General features: G+C 70.0%; 11 protein-coding genes. 5 read left to right on the top strand and 6 right to left on the bottom strand.

What is annotated here, in order from left to right; translation table 11 throughout:
* Positions 1-91 precede the first annotated feature (91 nt).
* Together IE250_RS21110 and IE250_RS21105 are read right to left on the bottom strand one after the other, a co-directional pair.
* The gene (locus IE250_RS21110; RefSeq protein ID WP_189671269.1) at positions 92-2,158 is read right to left on the bottom strand and encodes an acyltransferase family protein; all 2,067 of its coding nucleotides are present in this window, start codon (positions 2,156-2,158) and stop codon (positions 92-94) included.
* A gap of 136 nt (positions 2,159-2,294) precedes the next feature.
* Positions 2,295-4,556 carry a polysaccharide pyruvyl transferase family protein gene (locus IE250_RS21105; RefSeq protein ID WP_189671268.1) on the bottom strand — a complete coding sequence of 754 codons (2,262 nt, stop codon included), beginning with the start codon at positions 4,554-4,556 and terminating at the stop codon, positions 2,295-2,297.
* A gap of 165 nt (positions 4,557-4,721) precedes the next feature.
* Here IE250_RS21105 and IE250_RS24690 point away from each other — a divergent pair, with 165 nt between their 5' ends.
* The 3 genes from IE250_RS24690 to IE250_RS21095 all read left to right on the top strand — a co-directional run bounded on the left by IE250_RS24690 (position 4,722) and on the right by IE250_RS21095 (position 8,202).
* The gene (locus IE250_RS24690) at positions 4,722-5,963 is read left to right on the top strand and encodes an acylneuraminate cytidylyltransferase (RefSeq protein ID WP_229872650.1); all 1,242 of its coding nucleotides are present in this window, start codon (positions 4,722-4,724) and stop codon (positions 5,961-5,963) included.
* 57 nt (positions 5,964-6,020) lie between these two features.
* On the top strand, positions 6,021-6,914 hold the full coding sequence (locus tag IE250_RS24685) for an N-acetylneuraminate synthase family protein (protein ID WP_229872649.1): 894 nt from the start codon (positions 6,021-6,023) through the stop codon (positions 6,912-6,914).
* Between the two features lie 244 nt (positions 6,915-7,158).
* Positions 7,159-8,202 carry a glycosyltransferase family 2 protein gene (locus IE250_RS21095; protein WP_229872648.1) on the top strand — a complete coding sequence of 348 codons (1,044 nt, stop codon included), beginning with the start codon at positions 7,159-7,161 and terminating at the stop codon, positions 8,200-8,202.
* 65 nt (positions 8,203-8,267) lie between these two features.
* Here the strand turns inward: IE250_RS21095 and IE250_RS21090 are convergent, their stop codons facing one another.
* From IE250_RS21090 to IE250_RS21080, 3 genes are all read right to left on the bottom strand, one after another.
* A complete protein-coding gene (locus IE250_RS21090) occupies positions 8,268-9,248 on the bottom strand; it encodes an LAVTG motif-containing sortase-dependent surface protein (protein WP_189671267.1) in 981 nt (326 codons plus the stop codon).
* 116 nt (positions 9,249-9,364) lie between these two features.
* The gene (locus IE250_RS21085; protein ID WP_189671266.1) at positions 9,365-10,597 is read right to left on the bottom strand and encodes a DUF6716 putative glycosyltransferase; all 1,233 of its coding nucleotides are present in this window, start codon (positions 10,595-10,597) and stop codon (positions 9,365-9,367) included.
* A complete protein-coding gene (locus IE250_RS21080; RefSeq protein WP_189671265.1) occupies positions 10,594-11,649 on the bottom strand; it encodes a hypothetical protein in 1,056 nt (351 codons plus the stop codon). The genes IE250_RS21085 and IE250_RS21080 overlap by 4 nt, the downstream gene beginning before the upstream one ends.
* Positions 11,650-11,803: 154 nt before the next feature.
* Here IE250_RS21080 and IE250_RS21075 point away from each other — a divergent pair, with 154 nt between their 5' ends.
* On the top strand, positions 11,804-12,799 hold the full coding sequence (locus IE250_RS21075; protein WP_189671264.1) for an ABC transporter permease: 996 nt from the start codon (positions 11,804-11,806) through the stop codon (positions 12,797-12,799).
* Positions 12,792-13,775 carry an ABC transporter ATP-binding protein gene (locus IE250_RS21070; RefSeq protein ID WP_229872647.1) on the top strand — a complete coding sequence of 328 codons (984 nt, stop codon included), beginning with the start codon at positions 12,792-12,794 and terminating at the stop codon, positions 13,773-13,775. The genes IE250_RS21075 and IE250_RS21070 overlap by 8 nt, the downstream gene beginning before the upstream one ends.
* A 120-nt stretch (positions 13,776-13,895) precedes the next feature.
* Here the strand turns inward: IE250_RS21070 and IE250_RS21065 are convergent, their stop codons facing one another.
* Positions 13,896-15,272, bottom strand: coding sequence for a hypothetical protein (locus IE250_RS21065; RefSeq protein WP_189671263.1), 1,377 nt, complete (start codon positions 15,270-15,272; stop codon positions 13,896-13,898).
* Between the last annotated feature and the right edge of the window lie 70 nt (positions 15,273-15,342).

Below are 15,342 nucleotides of genomic sequence, written 5' to 3'. Positions count from 1 at the left end.
GTTCTGGGCCAGCAGGACCGCGTTCGACAGACCGACATAACCCGTACCCACAACAGCGATCTTCACGACGAAATCCTCTCGACTTTCCTGGTCAGTTGCTCACTGCGGTGGTGAAGGGGCGAAGCCCGTCCTCCAGATATGGCTGCAGCGTCCTGGCGAACGTGTCGGTCATGTGGCTGCTCCCGTCCCGGTAGACGAACACCGAGCCCACGACCGCGGGGCAGCGGTCGTCGGTGCAGAAGCGGTCCCCGAGGTCGACCAGCGTGACGTCGTCGGCATCCCGCGCGGCCGCGTGGAAGTACTCCGGCAGGGAGAACGCCTCGGAGCGGTCGACGCCGCACGACGCGGTGTCCGCCGCCGTGGTGACGCACTCGCGCGCTTCGTCGGGCATCCGGGGTGTGTCGGCAAGGACGGCGACGGGCATACCGGCGGCGGTCAGCTCGGCCCACCGGTCGCGGAAGCCGCCCACGGCGGTGCCGCGGTCGGGCTCACCAGCGGCGTCGACAAACGTGTAGCCCGCCCGGGACGACGTCACGACGCCGTCGAAGCCCCCGGTCAGGACGCGGTCGAGAACCTCGTCGTTCCAGGCGATGCAGGTCGTCTCGTCGAAGGTCGAGTCCAGGCTCTCGATCGCCGCCGAGAACGCGCAGGCGCCCTTGAAGAAGAGGGTGATCCGCCAGCCATTGGCCTTGCCGATCTCCGACAGAGGCGTGGCCCACTGAGCCAGGTGGGAGTCGCCCACCATCGCTATGGAGCGCTCCCCGTCTGGATCGCCGAGCACGCACTCGAGCACGCCTTCGCCCTCGGGCTGGACCCGGCACTCGTCGGTGTAGACCGGGGGCAGGTCGCTCTCGGCCACCGCGGGTTCGGGCACGATCTCGGTGACCGTCTCGGGGGAGCAGATGGTCCCGTCCGGCTGGATCGCGGCAGCACCGAAGCATTCGGTACCGATCGCCTGGTCGGCCAGCTGCTCGCTCTCCCGCTCCTGGGCATTGATGACGGAGATGCCCATGAGCGGCGCCGCCAGGGCGACCACCGTGGTGCCGACCAGCACCGCGTACGTCACGCGCGGGCGTCGCTTGGCGAGGACCGGGGTCTTGCGAACGGGATCCTCGACGTACAGCTTCGTCAGCCAGGCGAGGATCAGCGTCCCGGCGAGGATCGCGAGCTTGTGGCGGTAGTCGAGGTTCCCCCCGAGCACGTACGGCAGGATCACGATCGGCGGCCAGTGCCACAGATAGATCGAGTACGAGTTGTCGCCGAGCCACCGTACGGGCGACAGGTTGTAGAGCCGCGTCGGTGCGAGGGGGTGGTTCGACTCGCCGGCGGCGACGACCAGGAGCACGCCGACGACCGGCAGCAGGGCCGCGACCCCGGGGAACGGCGTCCCGCTGCCGTAGGCGAAGACCGACACCACGAGGGCGGCCATGCCCGTCCACGACACGATCGCCGAGAACCCGCCTCGGTTCGCGAGGGTGGTGCTGAGGAAGGCGAGGAGAGCGCCGGCGCCGAACTGCCAGGCCCGCGTCGGGGTCACGAAGTAAGCGGCTGCCGGGTCGGTGAACGTCAGCACTATGCCGTAGACCAGCGAGGCGACGGTCGTCACGGCGAGGACCGCGAAGATCGCCGAGCGCCGGGACTTCCCGCTGCGGACGGCGAGCCACATCGCTCCGACGATCAGGAGCGGCCAGACCAGGTAGAACTGCTCCTCGACGCTCAGCGACCAGTAGTGCTGGACCGGCGAGGCCGCGCTCTCGGCGGCCAGGTAGTCCACGGCCTGCGCGGCCAGCGCCCAGTTCAGCACGTAGACGGTCGCCGCGATCGTGTCCTGGAGGAACGTCTGCCACATCTCCCGCGGCACGAGCAGCAGGACGGCGACGGCCGAGACGACTGCGACGAGCAGCGAGGCGGGCAGCAGCCGCCGGACGCGTCTCGCCCAGAACTGCGGGAGGTCGATCTTCCCGGTCCGGTCGACCTCGCGCAGGAGGTGCGACGTGATCAGGAACCCCGAGATCACGAAGAACGCGTCGACACCGATATAGCCGCCGGGGACGTGCATCGGCCAGAGGTGATAGAGCACCACCGCCATCACGGCGAATGCGCGGAGCGCCTGGATATCTCCTCGCACGCCTCGGGCGGCCTTCATACGACTGGTCACGTAATACCTTTCGGCTCGCGCTGTGCGCGGCCTTCGACTTTGTGGTCGCCGGAGAGACTGTCGTGCGAGTCTCTGCGGCTGCGAGCATACCAACGGGGATGTTGCTCCCCGGCAGCGGCCTACGGGCGGGGACTCGTCAGCCGACGAGGCTGCGCGCGGCGGAGAACACGGGCTCGACGAGCTGCTCCTGGAGGGCGAGTACCTCGCGTCGCACTTCCTCCTCCCGCGCAACTATGTCAAGCGTACTTTCAAGCAGCCGCTCGCCGAGGTCCGGCGTGGCCGCGTCGAATGCCCAGGAGAGGCGCCCGATGTCTTCGAGGAAGTAGCGCATCTTGGGGTGGGACACGATGCTCAGGACGGGCGTCCCGAGGCCGAAGGGGACCATCGTCGCGTGCCCGCGCATGCCGATCACGAGGCTTGCGTCGCGGTACACGGCCAGGCTCTCCTCCAGCGGGTTGTTGTAGAGACGTTCCACCGGGAGCTCCAGGTCGAAGCTCCTCCTGAGGTCGTTGACGAGCCGCTCGTCGCTCGTGAGGTGCGCGGCGAAGGCGATCTCGGCGCCGGACGCACGCACGCCGTTGACCAGGCGGGCCATCTCCTCGAGAAACTCCCCGTAGCTCTCGCCGAACCGGCGCGACCTGCGGTCGAAGGCGGCATTGAGCAGCACCCGTCCGGTACCCGTGGCGGGTGCCGTGGCCAGCGGGCGGATGCGCGACAGGATCGTCGTCGGGCACGGGACGTAGCGCACCTTGTCCTGGAGGGACGCGGGGAGGGCGGAGCGCACACGGTCGATCGACCCTTGGTTGCGCAGCCCGAGGAACTCCGCCTTCTCGGCGACCTTCACGAGGCTGTCCTGGAAGAGGGTGCCCTTGAAGGTCTGCCCGGCAAAGAGGTTGTAGCCCACCGCGAACAGGGCGAGCGGCGTCGTGATGCGCTCGAGGTGGTCGTTGTCGACGTTCCACTGCCAGCCTGAGTTGCCGTTGGGCGACGTGTCCGGGAGGAACAGTCCGCCTCCGCCCACGACCACCGCGCGCTGGGCGTTGAACTGCTCCACGGTGACGTCGTCGACGACCTGGTGGGCGTGGTACGGCCGCCAGGTGGTTGGTGCCGTGGCGGTCTCGATGGCTGCCCGGACCGCGATCGGCAGGATGACGTCGCCGAAGTTCCCGGTCGCTCCCGGGTAGTAGGCGACATGCGCGACGCTACCCGCGAGGTCGGCGGCGCCGAGGGCGCTCCGGCTGTAGGCGGAGGACCGGATCTGTTCGAGCATCTTCGACGCCGCGCTTCGCTCGGGATCGGCCTCCAGCGCCGCCGCCGCGGCGATCTCGCCGTCCTCGTAGCGGTGCGTGATCCAGGCGGTCCGTGCGCGCTGGAACTGGGCCTGCGCGACGTCCTCGGGCGGTGCGGTCACGAGACCGAGGACCGAGTGCGCCGCCCCGTACCGGCTGGTCGAAGACAAGAGACGCGCCCACATGAGCAGGAACTGGTTGATCCGGAGCGCCCCGGGCGTCGTGGCGACCTTCTCGAGCACGGCCGCCGCGCCGGCGAAGTCGCCGTCGTCGGACAGCGCCGATGCCTCCTTGACGGCGGTGACGAGCCAGTCGGGCTCCGAGCGGGGGGACGTCCGGCCCCGCATGACGGCGTAGGCGTCGAACAGGGCGCTGACGGTAGCGGTGTCGTCGGTGGCGGCGGTGTGCACCAGCAGGGCCTCGACGCCGGCCTCGAGCTCCTCGCCCCGCCGAGGACTGCGTGCGACGGACAGCACCTGGTCGACGAGGCTCCGGGTCGCCTCGTCGAGACCGTCGACGTCGAGCGTCGAGGACCACTGCACGACAGCCGCACGGAGCATGGCGAGGTTCTTCTCGCGGCGGACGCGACGGTCGACGGTCTGGCGCAGCTCCTCGGGGTCAGGGGTGGTGCGCCGCTCGGCGAGGCGCCAGTCCTTCTTGGCGGCCGCCCAGTTGTCCTCGGCCGCCTCGAGGACGCCCCGGAGGTCGTGCGCGCGAGGACTCTGCGGGCGCTCGGCGAGGAGCTGCTCGACGACCTCGGTGGCGTACCGGAGGTCGCCCTCGTCGACGGCCGTCTCGACGAGCGTCAGCGCACGGCCGAAGGCGCCGGACGGGCTCGTCCATGCGATCCGGCCGGTCGTCAGGGCGAACAGAGTGGTGCCGTCGTCGGCCTGCAGGACGTGGTCCAGGAGCTCCCTGCGGGCACGGCGCGTCTTCGCGCTGACGTGCTCGTCGTGCTTCTCGACAGCGTCGAGAAATGCTCGGTTGGCGTCCGCGCGCTCGACAGTGGCGGCGTTCGAGCCGACCAGCCTGTTGGTCTCGTTCACGACGGTGGCCGCGAGGCCGGATCCGCGACGGGCAAGCGTTCTGCGGATCGAATCTGGGGACATTCGCTACTCCTGCTGCGCGGTGGGGCGGGCGTGCAGGGACGCTACAGTAGATCGGGTGCTCTCCAGTACGAGGAGCTGCGCCAGGAACATCGCTCCAGGACCACGCACGGCACCTCGTTCGATAGGGTCGCTCCCGCTCCCGTCCCTACCACCAGAGATTAGGCCATGCCCGACCAGACAACCCCATCGGCGATAGTCATCATCCCTGCGCGCGGCGGCTCTCAGGGGGTACCGCTGAAGAACCTCGCGCGAGTGGACGGGATCACGCTCGTGGGGCGCGCAGTACAGGCGTCGCTCGCGGCCCCGTCGGTGGCCGAGGTCATCGTCTCGACCGACCATGACGAGATCGCCGCCGAGGCCCGCCTGCACGGTGCGCGCGTCGTGGCCCGCCCCGCGGAGATCGCGGGCAGCACGGCATCGTCGGAGTCGGCGCTGCTGCACGTCCTCGACCGCGTCGAGGCCGGCGACGGCGGCCTGCCTCCCCAGGAGATCCCGCCAGTGACGGTGCTGGTGCAGTGCACCTCACCGTTCATCGACCCGGAAGACCTGGACACGGCGATCCGCCGCGTCACCGCGGGCGAGAAGGACGTAGTGGTAGCGGTCTCCGAGACGCACGACTTCCAGTGGCGCATCGACGACGGCGTCGCCAGCCCTGTGGGACACACCACCGAGTACCGCCCGCGCCGCCAGGAGCGCGCCCCGCACTTCCGCGAGACCGGTGCGTTCTACGTGATGCGTACGGACGGGTTCCGTGAAGGTGGTCGCCGATTCTTCGGCGACGTCGGCATCCAGCCGCTGGCGCCCGAGTGGTCCATCGAGATCGACGAGCCGCGCGACCTCTGGCTCGCCCGCCAGCTCGTGGACCAGAAGAGCGACGCCGCTCCGGTGCCGCTCGACGTCGAGGCGCTCGTCACAGACTTCGACGGCGTCCACACCGACGACCACGCCTACGTCGACCAGGACGGCACCGAGCAGGTGCGGGTGAGCCGCGGCGACGGCATGGGCGTCTCCCGCCTGCGCCGCACGGGACTGCCGATCCTCATCCTCTCCACGGAGACCAACAAGGTCGTCGCCTCGCGTGCCGACAAGCTGAAGGTGCAGGTCATGCACGGTATCGACGACAAGGCCTCGGCCCTGCGCGCCTGGATCGCCGAGCAGAACCTGGACCCGTCGCGGGTCGCGTACGTCGGGAATGACGTCAACGACCTCGCCGCCATGGCGGTCGTCGGATGGCCCGTCGCGGTCGCCGACGCACGCCCTGAGGTGAAGGCACAGGCCAGGCTCGTGCTGTCCCGCGAGGGCGGGAACGGTGCGGTTCGTGAGATCTGTGACCGTATACTCGCTGCGCGTCAGGGCGAAGTCGCCTCCAGTACAGCAGCTGCCCAGACCCCCGTCGTCACCGGTTAGTCCCGACGACACGTAACAGCACTACCCTGTGCTTGACCCTTTCGGAAGGACCTTCTTATGAGCGCGACGAACGCGCAGCCCGCGCCGGTCACCATCGGCGACCTGCAGGTCGGCGTCGGCCAGCCCGTGTACGTGATCGGCGAGATCGGCATCAACCACAACGGTGACGTCGAGATTGCCAAGAAGCTGATCGACGTCGCGGTCGAGGCCGGATGCCAGGCCGTGAAGTTCCAGAAGCGCACTCCGGAGATCAGCACTCCGAAGGACCAGCGCGACAAGATCCGTCAGACGCCCTGGGGCGAGATGACGTACCTCGAGTACAAGTACAAGGTTGAGTTCGAGGAGCCGGAGTACACGGAGATCGACGCGTACGCCAAGGACAAGGGCGTGCAGTGGTTCGCCTCTCCGTGGGACGCCCCGTCGGTGGACTTCCTGGAGAAGATGGGCGTGCCGACCCACAAGGTCGCCTCCGCCTCTGTCACGGACCACGAGATGCTTCACGCGCTCGCCGCCACCGGCAAGCCGATCATCCTCTCGACCGGTATGTCGACGCTCGAGCAGATCGACGCCGCCGTGGAGATCCTGGACACGAGCAAGCTCGTGATCCTGCACTCCACGTCGACCTACCCGCTTCCCCCCGAGGAGGCGAACCTGCGCACCATCACGACGCTGCAGGAGCGCTACGGCGTGCCCGTCGGCTACTCGGGCCACGAGACCGGTCTGCAGATCTCGATCGCAGCAGTGGCGCTGGGCGCCGTCGCCGTGGAGCGGCACATCACGCTCGACCGCGCGATGTGGGGCTCGGACCACGCCTCCTCGCTCGAGCCCAAGGGCCTCGAGAACCTGGTGCGTGACATCCGCATCCTCGAGAAGGCTCTCGGCGACGGCCAGAAGCGCGTCATGCCCGGCGAGTTCTCGCCGATGTCGCGCCTCCGTCGCGTCGACGCCTGAGCCACAGGCCCAGGCGGATCAGCACACTGATCCGAGGCCAGTAGTAGGCTCAGGCGCGTCAGACAGCGCCTGGACCGAAGGCACGTCGCAGGCTCGGACGCCCAGCAGGGTCTGAGTCCGTGGAACTGTTCATCGTCGGAGGCGGGCGCCGCACGTGCGGTGCCCGCCTCTGATGTTCCCCGGTCCGGCAGGTTCAGGGGAACGCACGGGCCGCAGCGGCCCAGCCATCGCGAGAGGGGGCCTCGTGCCCGAGCGGGTAGATGCGGCGAGCATGCCGTTGGTGACGGTGGTCGCCGTCGTACGTGACGAGGAGCCCTACCTCGAGGCGATGGTGCGGTCGATCCTGGGCCAGGACTACCCGCATCCGCTGCACATGGTGATCGCGGTGGGCCCCTCCAAGGACCGGACCCGCGAGATCGCGGACAAGCTCGCGGTCGAGACGGGTCGCGTCACCGTCGTGGACAACCCGACGGGCTCCAAGCCGCTCGGCCTGAACGCAGGCCTGGAGCGCATGCCCGAGGGACATTCGATCTTCGTACGCGTGGACGGCCACACGGTGGCCGAGCCCACGTACGTGCGCCGCGCGGTGGAGGCTCTCCAGGCCGCGGGGGCCGACGGCGTGGGCGGGCAGATGCTTCCCGTCGGCGACACCCCCGTCCAGAAGGCCGTGGCGCGCGCGATGAGCCACCCGGCAGGTCTGGGCGCCGCGTCGTTCCACACGGGCGGCAGTGCCGGCCCAGCCGAGACGGTCTACCTGGGCACGTTCCGCCGTGAGGCGCTGGAGCGCGTGGGCGGGTACTCGCCCGTGTACGTGCGGGCCCAGGACTGGGAGCTGTGCCTGCGCCTGCGGAACAGCGGCAGCCTGCTGTGGTTCGACCCGTCGCTCGTGGTCCAGTACAAGCCGCGTCGCACGCTCGGCGCCGTCGCCACGCAGTTCTGGCGTACCGGCATGTGGCGTCGCGAGGTGGTGCGCCGCAACCCCGGCACCGCGAACCTGCGCTACCTCGCCCCGCCGACCGCCGTCGTCGTGCTCGGCACGTCGGTCCTGCTTGCCGTCGGCGGCGCGATAGCGGGCCTGCTGCCTCTGGTGGTGGTCGGCCTCGTGGCCCCAGCCACCTACCTGCTGGGCGTCCTCGCCGCCTCGGCGCACGCCGCGACCCGCAGCCCACGGCTGGACCTGCGTTCAGCCCTCGCACTGCCCGTCACGCTCATGACCATGCACATGGCGTGGGGGGCGGGTTTCCTGCGCGGCCTCACCGAGCGGGTCCGGACCGACGACGGCGTCTGACCGTCGACGCTGCTGAGGCGCTCACCCCGTGCGGGGTGAGCGCCTCAGCGCGTTATGGGGTCGTCTCAGGCGCCCAGGCGGCGACGTACGACGACGAGCGCGGCGCCCGCGGCCACCAGCAGCGCGGCGACGCCGGCCGTGAGCCACGCGGCCTCGGGGCCGGTCGCGGCGAGCTCGTCGTCGTCGGAGCCGTCGGCCGCACCCTCACCCTCACCGTCGCCAGTTCCGCCGTCGACGCCGAGGCACGGGTCGGCGGACTCGAAGCGGAGCATGGCCAGCGCTTCATGGATGTCCCGGCCCTCGCCTGTGTGGATCCAGAAGATGGGGTCGCTTACCGCAGTCTCCTCCGGATCGTAGATCTCGTCCCCGTACCCCACAGCGATCGGACCGGTCATGCCGGGTGTGCTGCCGTCCCAGGCAAGCCGGCCGGACAGCGTGTTGCCGTCATAGACGGTGCGCCCCTGGGCAGCCTCGTCCGAGGTGTAGGGGTAGATGGCGACGCTGGTCTCGTCGGTCGCCCACCACGCGTCGATGTCGTACACGAGGTAGCCCATGCCGTCCGTGCACTCGGTCGTCACGTTGACGGTCGTCTCGTCGTTGTGGTTGCAGTTCGGGAACGCGTAGTCGGCGACCGCCCTGACGTACGGGTCCGTGGTGCCAGGCTCCGGCTCGATGTACGGCGGCTCCTCGTAGATGGGATCGGTCCAGGGGTCCCAGTTCACTGGCCCCTCTCCCCACACGTACCCTTCCTCCAGCGCGGCGGTGAAGATGCCGTCCTCAAGGGTGTAGGTGACTCCGTCCCCGTCCTGCGGGATCTGGAAGTCGTCGGACGGGTCCTCGTCGCACGTGAAGTTCGGGGCCAGCCCGAGTGTCGGTTCCAGCGCCATGACATCGGCGTCGGGCTCTGCGCTGGGGGACGGCGAAGGGGAGATGCTCGGCGAAGGCGACGCGCTGGGGTCCGGGACGTCCGCGGCGACGGCGGTCCCCGCGCCGGCGGTCAGGAGCGACAGAGTGAGAGCTGCGGTGCTGATCAGAGCACGTTTCATGATGTCTTCCGGCCGTAGGGTCGTGGAGCCCGGCCGACGCTAGCCGCTACGTGTTGACCGGGCAACGAAGTTCCCGCCCAGATTGGCATAATTCACCCGATCTGGGCGGGTGTCGGCTACCGGTTCTCGAGCGACGGCGCTGCCCCGCCGAGCACCCGCTTGACCGGGCGACCGACGACCAGGATGGCCTGGTAGACCGGGGCCGGCAGCACCGACTGCAGCAGCACCCGCACGTGCCGTGGCCACAGCCAGGGGCGCACGTCCGGCAGCTCGCGCAGCGTGCCGTCCGCACGCTGCGCGGCGAGGGCCGAGACGACGTCAGGCAGCTCCGAGTCGCTGCTGTGCAGGTAGTTCTCGTCCAGCCACGCGGCGTCGGGCACGGGGCCGCTCTCGCGGAAGAGCTTGCCGGCGTCCGCGAGGGCTACGAGGCAGCCGCTGCCCGCGAAGGGCTCGTTGAGGAGCTCGTCGGAGACGCCGAAGTCGTCGACCAGGGCGGTCGGCAGGTTCAGGGCCAGCGACTCGAGCGCCGCCGTCGAGCTGACGGTCACGAGGGCCGTGCCGGACTGCAGCCACTCGGCCATGGGGCCGTCCACGAAGCGCAGGGCGCCGGCCGGATGGCCGAGCCGTGCGTGCTCGGCCTCCCACAGGTCGTCGTAGGGGTGCTCCTCGTTGTGCGTCTGCCGCTCACCCTTGCGGGCGCGGAGCTTGACGATCACGTCGAAGCCTTCGTTGGCGATGTTCGCCAGGCCGTCGAGCAGGCGGAGGCGTTCGGTGCGCCCGGCGGGCACCTTGGCCTGGGCGGCGAACACGACGCGCTCGATGGGCTTCGGCGTCATGGTGGCGTTCCGCTCCAGGAACGGCAGATGGGTCAGTACCACGTGCGGCTCGACGCCGTGGGCGGCGAACGCGTCCTGGTAGGCCAGGCGCTCCCGGCGGCTGTGCACGACGAACGCGTCGCACCAGCGGCGCCATGCCGTGCCGCGCGGCGTGGCCGGCAGGGCCATGCCCGGCAGGCCGGTGACGAGGGCGGGCCGCCGCTGCGGGTCCGCCCGGACAACCGTGCGAGCAACCATCTCCGCGACCGGCCCGGTCGCGGCGACCAGCACGACGTCGGGCTTGGCGTCCCGGACGTGCTGCTTCAGGGCGCGCAGGCTCAGCACGTGCGGGCGCACCACGGAGGAACCGGCGACGGCGGCCGCGATCTGGCTCGTGGTGGGCACGATCGGAGTGCTGATCAGGACGGCCGATCGCTCCAGCGGGGCGTCGGGCGCGCCGAGGCTGTCGAGCGTCGAGCACGCCCACTTGAGGTAGGAGTCGCTGTCCGCGACGGCGAGCACGCGGATGGTCATCCGTGGTCCTCCGGGTAGGTCGAGTCGGGTCCGGTTCCGGCGGCGCGGGTCTCCGCCGCGAGCCGGAGCACGCTCGAGAGGTGCGCGCGCAAGCTCGGTGCCGCGCGATCGGTCCACCAGCGGTCCGGCACGGCCTGCGGCGTGACCGCCACGCCCCGGGGGGCGAGGATCGTGGTCAGGAGTACGGCTGCCGTGGATGGGAGACTGACGACGCGCTGCGATGCCGCCATGCCGCGCAAGCGTAGCTCTACCGGGGCCCCTGCCGCGTCGAGTACCAGCCCGTCGATCGCGGAGAGCCTGGTCAGTGCCTCGTTCCGCTCGCGGCGATGCGGGAGGTAGCGCAACGGGCCGTCTGCCGCGAGCGACCGGACCCACTCCACATAGCTGTCGGTGTCGATCAGCCCGTCGGCGGCGAGGGCGGAGCCGATGACCACCGTCGGCTCGGCCGGGGCGTCACCGGCCGGAGCGTGGGCGAGCCAGGTGAACTCGTTCCGCACCAGCTCGAATCCTTGTGCGCGCAGGCGGTCGCTGACACCCGCGTCGAGGGGCAGCGCCGTGAACAGGGTCGCGCGTCCGTCGGCGGCGAGGTCCCGCAGCCGGCGGGCGGCGACGGTGCCTAGTCGGCGGCGTGCCGCGCCGGCCGTGGCGCGCGGGCGGACCAGCGGTTCGCGTTCCGCCAGCCGTCGGGCCAGGTCGAGAGTGGCGAGCCCGTCGTCGACGAGAACGACGTGGGTCAGGCCGCGCCGCAGGGGCGCCGTCGCCTGGAACAGGCCGGAGAAGGCGTCGCCGACCAGCCAGACCGGTTCGTGAGCGGTGAGCGCAGCGCGCCGTCCGCCCAGGTCGGCCGCGAACCCCTCGGGCAGCCCGAAACGCCGTACCTCGTCCAGGGCGTCGTCCAGCGCGGGGACGTCGTCGCGCACATGGACGCGAGTCGGGGTCCCGCCGAGCCCCGCGGCATGGGCCTCGATGGTGCAGAGAAGCTGGAGCGGCGACTCGACCAGTGCGCCCGCAGGCCCCGTCGGATGAGGCGAATTGTGGTGGGCGGTCGGCACGATGGGCAGTCTCTCACGTCGGGGAGAACAGGATCACGCCGGGCGGAGGCCCCGGAATGCCCGACCTGTCTGGTAGGTTTTCAGCCCGACCCGCTAGGATTTTGATGGCCGGTCGATGCCGGCCTGCCCTCCACAGACAGGTATTTCCTAAACCGTGAGCACACCCACCACCGATGCGGCCGCAGCCGGTGTCCGCCCTGTGCGCGGCGGCACGCCACAACCACCGCCGCCGCTGGAGCCCGACACGACGTCGGAAGAGCGGATGGCGCTGGCGAAGCAGTACGGCCTTCGCCGGCTGAACGTCCGCCCACCGCTCCTGGAGTACATCCGGGACCTGATGGGCCGCTGGTCCTTCATTCGCACACTGGCGACCTCCACCGCCTATGCGAGGAACCAGGGCAACTACCTCGGTCAGCTCTGGGCCGTCCTGAACCCGATCCTCAACGCCGCCGTCTACGTGCTGATCTTCGGGATCCTGCTGGGCGTGAACCGGCACGTGGGGAACTCGATCGCCTTCATCGTGATCGGCGTCTTCATCTTCCGGTTCATCGAGTCGTCGGTGACCGGCGGCGCCAAGTCGATCAGCGGAAAGACGCAGCTGCTGCGCTCCCTGCACTTCCCGAGAGCTGTGCTGCCCATGTCCACGGTGCTCTCGCTCCTGGCGACGCTCTTGCCGGCGCTCGTCGTCATGTGCGTCATCGTGCTACTCAGTGGGCTCCTCCCCGGGTACCAGACGATGACGGTCACCTGGTGGTGGCTGCTCCTGCCAGCGGCCGTCGTGCTCCTGTGGATCTTCAACACCGGGCTCGCTTTCATCATGGCCCGGATCGTGGCCACCACGCCGGACCTGGACAACATCATCGGCTTCGTGATGCGGGTGGTGATGTACGGCTCCGGCGTGATCTTCCCGCTCGCCGGCTACCTCGAGCGGATGAACATCTCCGAGGGCGCCAAGGTCGTGGTAGGCGGGATCCTGGAGTACCAGCCTGTGGCGGTCTTCCTCTACCTCGTCCGGTCCTGCCTGACGCAGGAGGAGAGCATCCCGCAGAGCGGGCTGATGTGGGCGCTCGGAGCGGCGTGGGCAGTGGTGTTCTTCGCGATCGGCTTCGTCATCTTCTGGCGGGGCGAGGAGAGGTACGGACGTGACTGAGGCCGACGCACACATGGACTTCGACCTCGAGCTCGAGCCCGAGGACCTGGAAGAGACGGCACCCGAGACCCCGATCGGCGATCCCTGCCTGGTCGTGGACGACCTCCACGTCGTCTACCGCGTGGTCGGCAGCCGGGCACGCAAGGAAGCGGCGAAGGGCGCCGAGGTCCGCGAGGCGCAGATCAAGCCCTCGTTCCTCAAGCGACTGGTCAGCGCAGGCCGCCAGCACACCGGCGGGGTGAGCGAGGTGCACGCCGTGCGGGGCATCTCGTTCACGGTCCGGCACGGCGAGTCGGTGGGGATCGTGGGCGTCAACGGCTCGGGAAAGAGCACGCTGCTGCGGGCGATCGCCGGCTTGATGCCGCCGGCGTCGGGCAGCGTTCACGTGTCGGGTGAGCCGTCACTGCTCGGCGTCAACGCGGCGCTCATGCCGCAGCTGAGCGGCGAGCAGAACATCATGATCGGTGGTCTGGCTCTCGGGCTCACGCCCAAGCAGGTCGAGGAGCGCTTCGACGAGGTCGTGGAGTTCGCCGGGATCGGCGACTTCGTGTACCTCCCGATGAAGACCTACTCGTCCGGCATGGCCGCCCGGCTGCGCTTCGCCATCTCCTCGGCGGCGTCCCCGGAGATCCTGATGATCGACGAGGCGCTCGCCACCGGAGACGCCGCGTTCAAGGCGCGGTCGAAGGCGCGGATCGAGGAGGTACGCCAGAACGCCGGGACGGTGTTCCTGGTCAGCCACTCGATCTCGACCGTCGAGGCGATGTGCACACGAGTGCTCTGGGTGCACCAGGGCAAGCTCGTGATGGACGGCCCGACGCACGAGGTGGCCGAGAGCTACAAGGAGTACATCCGCGACCAGCGGCCGCCCGGCCGCAGGGGCCCCAGGGCCGGCGGACGGGCAGGCGCCCGGAACGGCGGCGGCAAGGGCAACGCCCGAAAGGTCGGCGCCCAGGGGCAGCCCGCCGGGTCCTGACCGACCCGAGGGGCGCAGCGAAAGGCAGTCGTACGCAAAGGGCCGCAGCTCAGGGAGCTGCGGCCCTTCGCGCGCCGGGACGGGCCCGCCGGGCGATCCCGGCGGGCGATCAGGGTGTGATCAGTGCGATGCGACGAGCTCGATGAGGGGTGCGTAGTCCCGCTCGAACCGCGCGGTGTACTCGTCGTACAGGACCTGGTCGACGCCGTTCGCCTCGCGCAGCCGGCGTGCGGCGTCGGACTCGTCTTCGCTCCGCTCGGGCTGACCGGACCGGCCGCGGTGGCCCACCCGGTCGGCGGCGTACGAACCGGTCGAGGCCGTGGCCGCTATGTGGCTGGCCTCGAGGTGCCGCATGGTTCCGACCAGGTGGAACCGCTCGTCGAGCGTCTCGCGGCACATGCGCAGCAGGGCGTCCTCGCTCAGCTCCGAGGTAGCGCTGAGCCAGAACATGTCCTCCTCGGCACCGATGGCCTCGAACTTCCCGGAGCGGGAGGCCGGGAACTGCGTGCGGTACGCCTTGAGCAGGGCGGGGTGCGTGGTCACGATCTGGCGGGCCAGCATGTTCGTCATTCCGTGCTCGATCGTGTAGTCGACGTGCTGGTCGAACGTCGGGGACTCGTCGCGCGTCGGCACGATGCCGGGGGTGGAGAGGCGCTTGAAGTAGCCCGACCTGATCTGCGAGACGGGGTCGCGGAGCACAGTGAAGTGGCTGAGCTCGCGCCCGGGCAGCTGGAAGGCGAACGGGTGGTGCTGATGGACCATCATCAGCCGCCCGGAGTCCTCCGCCGACATCTGGAGCGCGTGCTCGATCTGCAGGAGGCCCTGGCGCCGGTTGATCTCCAGCATGCGGCCCCACGGCATGAGGCGCTTGAGCGACACGATCATGCTGGTGCCGCCGGAGAACGGGAGATGGAAGAACACGGGCAGGGCGGCGCCGCCGGGCGCCTGCTGATGCAGCCGCGCGAACTCCTTGGAGAGGCTGTCGTCGCCCCAGACGGTCAGGCTCGCCCCCTCGCCCGGCGGGAAGTGTGCGGTGAGCCTGTCCACGAGGGCGTGGGCCAGGTCCTCGCGGCCCGCCTTCGCGAGGGCCGTGACGACGACCAGCCAGTCCTGGTACTCCGGGCCGTTGGTGACGAACTCGGGCTCCGCGTCGACCACCTCGTCGAACCTGCCGGCGGCGGCGAGCAGGACGGGCACCCAGGCCCGGGCCGGCTTGTTGCCGAAGGCGGTGGCCAGCGTGGAGACGACGGCGAGGATCAGCCCGTCCCAGTCGCGGTGCCGCTTTGCGATCGCCAGCCGGCGCACGGACTGCACGTTGCTCGCGGGTATCTCCTCGCCGCGGGCATGTCGGACCATGAGGTCCGAGAATTCTTGGAGCAGGTCATCCCTGCGGTTGCGACCGACCACCGGGGGGCCGAACGCGCCCCGCCACTTCGCGCCGGTCGCCTTGCCCCGGGCGAAGCCCTGTTGCCAGTCCAGTGTTCTCGTCGTGCTCATCCGGTGATCTCCAGGTTGATCGGATCGCTTGCTGCGCCTGGCAGTTGCGGGAGTTCGGGCATGGCGTCTT

This window comes from Promicromonospora soli (genome assembly GCF_014653785.1).
Lineage (GTDB): Bacteria > Actinomycetota > Actinomycetes > Actinomycetales > Cellulomonadaceae > Promicromonospora > Promicromonospora soli.
The sequence above is the reverse complement of the archived record's forward strand: the minus strand, read 5'-3'. Positions and strand labels throughout refer to the sequence as shown.